Source organism: Allocoleopsis sp., from assembly GCF_036703385.1.
In the GTDB taxonomy this organism is placed as follows: domain Bacteria; phylum Cyanobacteriota; class Cyanobacteriia; order Cyanobacteriales; family Coleofasciculaceae; genus Allocoleopsis.
Genome location: NZ_DATNPA010000780.1, coordinates 1 through 6,253, shown reverse-complemented (window position 1 = coordinate 6,253; position 6,253 = coordinate 1). Strand labels below are relative to the sequence as shown.

At 48.0% G+C, this 6,253-nt stretch carries 4 protein-coding genes; 1 reads left to right on the top strand and 3 read right to left on the bottom strand.

The genetic code is table 11. The annotated features are described in order from the left end of the window. From V6C93_RS36405 to V6C93_RS36395, 3 genes are all read right to left on the bottom strand, one after another. A partial coding sequence (locus V6C93_RS36405; RefSeq protein WP_333481578.1) for a tetratricopeptide repeat protein occupies positions 1 to 1,597 on the bottom strand: 1,597 nt, incomplete at its 3' end. Between the two features lie 307 nt (positions 1,598 to 1,904). Continuing rightward, positions 1,905 to 3,590, bottom strand: coding sequence for a dihydroxy-acid dehydratase (ilvD, locus tag V6C93_RS36400; protein WP_333481577.1), 1,686 nt, complete (start codon positions 3,588 to 3,590; stop codon positions 1,905 to 1,907). 695 nt (positions 3,591 to 4,285) lie between these two features. Then, on the bottom strand, positions 4,286 to 4,744 hold the full coding sequence (locus tag V6C93_RS36395; RefSeq protein ID WP_333481576.1) for an SRPBCC domain-containing protein: 459 nt from the start codon (positions 4,742 to 4,744) through the stop codon (positions 4,286 to 4,288). A gap of 122 nt (positions 4,745 to 4,866) precedes the next feature. On the opposite strand from V6C93_RS36395, the gene V6C93_RS36390 reads away from it, so the two are divergent. Beyond that, positions 4,867 to 6,253: malic enzyme-like NAD(P)-binding protein (locus V6C93_RS36390; RefSeq protein WP_333481575.1), on the top strand; the 1,387-nt coding region annotated here is incomplete at its 3' end.

Here is a 6,253-nt window from a genome sequence, read left to right as displayed (position 1 = left end):
CAAGATGGCTGTAACCCAAACTCAAACCCCCCAGGGTAGCAGGCAGGGTTTCCCAAGCATCTTCTTGTAGACTGGGAGATAATTGAGATATGTTGATTTCCCGCGCCTTGGCTAAGGCTTGCTGGTATAGTTCAATCCCTTTCTCGTCTTCTCCCAACACATAATAGGTACTGGCAAGACTGTTTAAATCAGATGCCTCACCAGAAGGATTTTTTTGTTCCCGTGCGATTTCTATTTGTCGCTGCCCTAACTCAATAGCTTGTCTATTCTTCCCTTGGGAAGCGTAAATTGAGTCAAGCTGAGACAGTGCCGCACTTTCAGTACTTAATGCTTTAACTTGGCGGGCAATATTCGCCGCTTGTTGCAAAAACTCTATGGCTTTGTCGTAGTCTCCTAGAATTTTGTAAGCAGTCCCCAATTCTGTTAAAGCAAATGCTTCCTTATCTGGCTGTTTGGGTTCTCGCGACAACTGTAAAACGTCCTGCGCCAACTTAATATCATGGGGTGCTTCCGCTCTAGCTTGAGAATACAATCCTTTGTAATACAAATCATATGCTTTAGAACTATTAATCATGAGCGTTGTCAGGGTATCCAGTTGGAAGCTGCTGTCGTTGATTTCCCGTTGAATTGCCAATGATTGCTGGAGAAACTCCACAGCACGTTCCTTGTCACCTTTTGCGCCATAAGTGTTACCTATGTTAAACAGCGCGATATATTCTTTTCCGCGCAGCCCTAATTCTCGAAATATGGGTAATGCTTGCTGATAAGATTCCAAAGCGCGGTCATATTTAAATTGGTTGAAGTAAGTACCTCCGATTAGTAACAGAAAATTGCTTTCGGCGAAGCGATTACCTAGCTCTCGGTGTGCAGCTAATGATTTCTCAAACCACTCCAAAGCACGGGGATAGTCTTCCAAATCTGAATATAGTGAACCTATCGCACCAAACGTATAACCTATCTGAAATTTATCTCCTACTTCTTGCTGAATTGTCAGTGCTTGGTTATATATTCCTAAAGCTTTAGGCTTTTGTTTTAAATAAGAGTAAGTTACCCCTATTTTTCTCAGTGTCCTACCTTCCCCTGCCCTATCTTTTACCTCTCGACGAATAGCTAAGGCTTGCTGTAAAACTTCTAAGGCTTTGTCATATTGGTCTTTAAAGTTGTAGACTGAGCCAAGGTTATCGAGTGTTTCTCCTTCCCCTTTTCGGTCTTTTAGTTCCCGACGCATAGCCAAGGCTTGCTGCAAGACTTCCGAGGCTTTGTCAGGTTGCCCCAAACCGATGTAAACCTCACCCATATTATTGAGGGTTTGCCCAATTCCGGCTTTGTCATTCTGTTGTTGCCGTATTTCCAGCACCCGTTGATAAGTAGCGAGTGCTTTTGGGTAGTACCCTTGGCGATACTGCTGCACACCTTCTTGGAATAGCTTATCTACCTCGGCTTGACGGTTTTGTGTCGTTGGTGTCTGTGCTGCGGCGGCGAGTAAAATGTAGGGGCGGTGCCTCTGTGCCCGCCCCCAAATGGGCAATAGGGAAGGAGTCAGGGAAAGCAGCAATGTCGTCGTCAACAAGCTGATGGACTTGAGAGGAGGGCGCATTGGCAGAGTCCTGTGTTGGTAGAGGATAACTGACGTAACACTATATATCTCATGAGTGGAAAGCTTATGCAGATTAAGCCCTAGAGCGCCAGTTCACTAATAATCAAGAGCCTGATTTTCCGCTGAAGATGAGCGCCAGAATGATCATTTTTCGTTATGGCTGGGATTACTGAACCGGCGCTCTAGCGATTAGAAATCACGGCTATAAAAACAAAGTCCGCCTTCGCGGACTAGAGATAAATCACGTATTTTGTAAGCCACGCAGGCGGGTGCGAGTTTATGTAGCTGCGGTTGAAACCGCCAAGCTTCAATCCAACCCCAAATCTGTCACCGCACCGACACTGCTGGAAGATACTAACTTGGCATACTTCGCTAGCACACCCGTTGTATACCGAGGTTTGGGCGGCTGCCAGTTGGCACGGCGTCGCTCTAATTCTTCATCCGATACATTGAGCTGTAACAACCGTGCAGGAGCATCAATCGTAATCGTATCCCCTTCTTGAATCAATGCGATCGCACCTCCAACTGCTGCTTCTGGTGCCACATGTCCCACAACCATGCCGTAGGTACCTCCGGAAAAGCGTCCATCGGTAATTAAACCCACCGCATCCCCTAACCCAGCACCAATCAGTGCAGAGGTAGGAGCGAGCATTTCCCGCATTCCTGGCCCACCTTTTGGCCCTTCATAACGGACGACAATCACATCTCCCGCCTTAATCTGACCAGCAAGAATGGCATCTAGGCAAGCTTCCTCGGATTCAAACACCCGTGCAGGGCCAGTAATTTGTGGCTTTTTGACCCCGGTGATTTTCGCCACCGCGCCCTCTGTTGCCAAATTGCCCCTCAAAATCGCCAAGTGCCCTTGAGCATACATCGGATTATTCCAAGCACGAATCACATCCTGGTCTTTTGGGGGTTCCTCTGGAACATCTGCCAATACTTCAGCAATGGTTTGACCGGTAATCGTTAAGGCGTCCCCGTGCAACAAGTCATGCACTAGCAGCATTTTCATCACTTGGGGAATGCCACCAGCACGATGTAAATCGGTTGCTACATATCGACCACTCGGTTTAAGGTCACACAGTACCGGTACCTTAGCACGAATCGTCTCAAAGTCATCAAGCGTTAACTCGACTCCAGCCGAATGTGCGATCGCGAGTAAATGTAATACGGCATTCGTGGAACCCCCGATCGCCATAATGACAGAAATTGCATTTTCAAATGCCTTGCGAGTCAGAATCTGGCGAGGTAATAACTGTTTACGAATCGCCTCCACCAAAACAAAAGCAGATTTTTCAGCGCTGTCCGCTTTTTCGGCATCCTCAGCTGCCATTGTGGAGGAATACGGCAGACTCATCCCCATCGCTTCAAAGGCGGAAGACATGGTATTAGCGGTATACATTCCCCCGCAGGAACCTGCACCGGGGCAAGCCTTTCGCTCGACTTCCATCAGTTCATTTTCATCAATCTTGCCAGCGCTGTACTCTCCCACCGCTTCAAAGGAACTGACAACCGTCAAGTCGCGTCCGTTGTGATGTCCGGGTTTGATAGTTCCCCCGTAGACGAAAATGGCAGGGATGTTCATCCGTGCCATTGCAATCATGGCACCTGGCATATTCTTGTCACAGCCGCCAATCGCCAGCACCCCATCCATACTCTGACCATTGCAAGCCGTCTCAATCGAGTCAGCAATCACGTCTCGTGACACTAGGGAATACTTCATCCCTTCCGTACCCATCGAGATACCATCGCTAATGGTAATCGTACCGAACATCTGAGGCATGGCACTGGCGTTTTTAACGGCCGCCTCAGCTCGTTGTGCAAGCACATTGATGCCCATATTGCAAGGGGTAATCGTGCTGTACCCATTGGCAATACCCACAATGGGCTTGGTAAAATCTTGGTCTTGGAAACCCACAGCCCGTAGCATGGCACGGTTAGGCGATCGCTGCACGCCCTGGGTAACGACTTGGCTTCTAAGGTTGTCCGGCATTGGTATGTTCTTCCTTGGCTATGCGCTATGCGCTATCAGCAGCATGGGTTGGAGGTTAGAAAGTTCGCAGGTTGCAGATTCACAAGTTAAAGGTTAGGACGAGTTTGAACCTACCCGTTAGGAATGCCTACAGAAAATTACGTCCAACCTTCCAACTTTCAACCAACTCACCTTCCAACTTGACAAATGGAGCTTTCGCTGACAGCTATTGTTTGATTGTCTCAGAAATGTATAACGTTTTAGTTGTTTTTAGGAGTTATACCGAGTTGCGTTCATAGGTAATACTTTCCTTCCCGCTTGTCTCCCTTGTCCTCCTTGTCTCCCTTGTCCCTCTATCTACTATCTTTGACTGCAACTTAGTATTAATTAGTATTAAGAGGAATGGCACTGACCTAAGAACTCTTTTACCTCACCAACCGCCCCTTGTGCAGGGGGCCTGGGGGAGGCACTCCGTCCCCCAGTGGGGGGTTTGGGGGGAAACCCCCCAATCTGGGTTTTTCCCAAACAACGATCACTTTTCCTTTAAGTCAGTGACATTCGCCTTAATAAGGAATGTCACTGAAATAACATAGGTTCCTAGTCGGCACTTCAGTGCCAGAAGCGCTAAAGCGCTTACTACAAACGCTTAAGTCAGTGACATTCGACTTAAGAGTGTTTGCAAATCAACAGGTGAAGAGAGCAACTTAGCAAGCTCATCAAAAACTTTCAACGTATCGCTTCAATTCCCTTGCCATTCGTTGATTACCCCGCTGCTCATCTCCCCGAATAAACGGCAGAAACACACGGGTTAAGAAACCGGAATAATAATTTTTGTGAATATATTGGGTACGACCCCTACCAATCTCTTGCAGTTCAAACACATACTCATTGCGAAAGCCAGGAATTGAGGCAACCCAGCTGAGGCAGACATGGGGCTGCACTTGTGTCACCACAGGCTCAATCTCAGTTTCATCCTCATGGGGAAGCCGTCGCAGCGAGAGGAAGACTTCCTGACCCTGACGAAAGGGCACTTTTGAGTCACAGTCATATAAAAAGGTGTTCCAGTGCTTCCATTGGTCTTTCTGGAACAACGCCTGCCACACTCGCTGCTTTGGCGCATTAATCACAATTTCAGTGTAGAGACTTGTTTGAAATAGGGTAGAGCGCTTCCTCATAAGTGTAAATGAGTACAACTGGCAGCAGGTTAGCCCTGTAGGCTAGGTTAATTTGAGATTTTAGATATGGGATTTTGAATTCAGTCTAAAATCTACAATTTCAAATCCGCAATCGACACAGCATGGCAGACCTAACGCCCAACCCCAGTTTCAGTTTAACCATTCGCGTCCAAGTTCCCAACCGTGCCGGGATGTTAGCCAGCGTTACTGGTGCAATCGCAGAAGTCGGCGGCAACCTCGGACAAATTAAGCTCCTCGAACAAACTCGAAAGATTGCCATTCGCGACATTACTGTAGATGCTACTAGCACAGAACACGCCGATCAAATTGTGAACGCGGTTAAGGCACTGAATCATATCAAACTAATCAATGTCTACGATCGCACGTTCAACTTGCATCGAGGCGGCAAAATTTGTATCCAGAACAAAATGCCGTTAGAAACTCAAGCCGATTTGGCAATGGCTTACACACCCGGTGTGGGGCGCATTTGCGAAGCGATCGCAGAAGACCCAGAAAAAGTTTACTCCCTCACCATCAAAAGCAATACAGTTGCGATTATCACTGATGGTAGCGCCGTATTAGGCTTGGGAAACCTGGGGCCAGAGGCCGCGCTGCCGGTCATGGAAGGCAAAGCGATGCTCTTTAAAGAATTTGCTAACATCGATGCCTTCCCGATCTGTTTAGCGAACCAAAATACAGACCAGATTGTCGAAACAGTCAAGAATATCGCTCCCGTTTTTGGGGGTGTAAACTTGGAAGATATCAGCGCTCCCCGCTGCTTTGAAATTGAAGAGCGGCTACGGCGGGAATTGGATATTCCTGTCTTTCATGATGACCAACATGGTACAGCGATCGTCAGCCTCGCCGCATTGATTAACGCCCTGAAGCTGGTGAACAAATCCATCGAAGAAGTTCGGATGGTGATTAATGGCGCAGGCGCGGCTGGAATTGCGATCGCACGCTTACTGCGCAAAGCCGGTGCTAAGACAATTTTAATGTGCGACTCCAAAGGTATCCTCTCCAAGACTAGGACGGATTTAACTCAACAAAAGCTAGAATTTGCCGTTGATGCGTCAGGTTCTCTTGCCGGTGCCATGTCCGGTGCTGATGTGTTTCTCGGCGTCAGCGTTCCCCATATCTTGACTCCCCAAATGGTACATTCGATGGCGAAAAAACCCATTGTTATGGCAATGGCGAATCCAATCCCCGAAATTCAGCCCGAATTAGTGGATGATTATGTCGCTGTGATGGCAACCGGTCGCAGTGACTACCCCAATCAGATTAATAATGTCCTTGCCTTTCCCGGCATCTTTCGCGGAGTACTTGACTGTCGCGCTGCAACGATCACGGCTAATATGTACCTGGAAGCCGCGGATGCTATCGCCTCTCTCATTCATGCCTCAGATTTAGACCGAGAACATATCATTCCTTCCGTCTTTGATGAGCGAGTTGTGACAGCCGTTGCGGGTGCTGTACAACGGGCAGCACGACAAGATGGCGTAGCGCGTC

Coding starts and splice junctions, on each gene's coding strand:
- ilvD (WP_333481577.1), bottom strand. CDS start 3,590: ATGCCGGACAACCTTAGAAGCCAAGTCGTTACCCAGGGCGTGCAGCGA.
- V6C93_RS36395 (WP_333481576.1), bottom strand. CDS start 4,744: ATGAGGAAGCGCTCTACCCTATTTCAAACAAGTCTCTACACTGAAATT.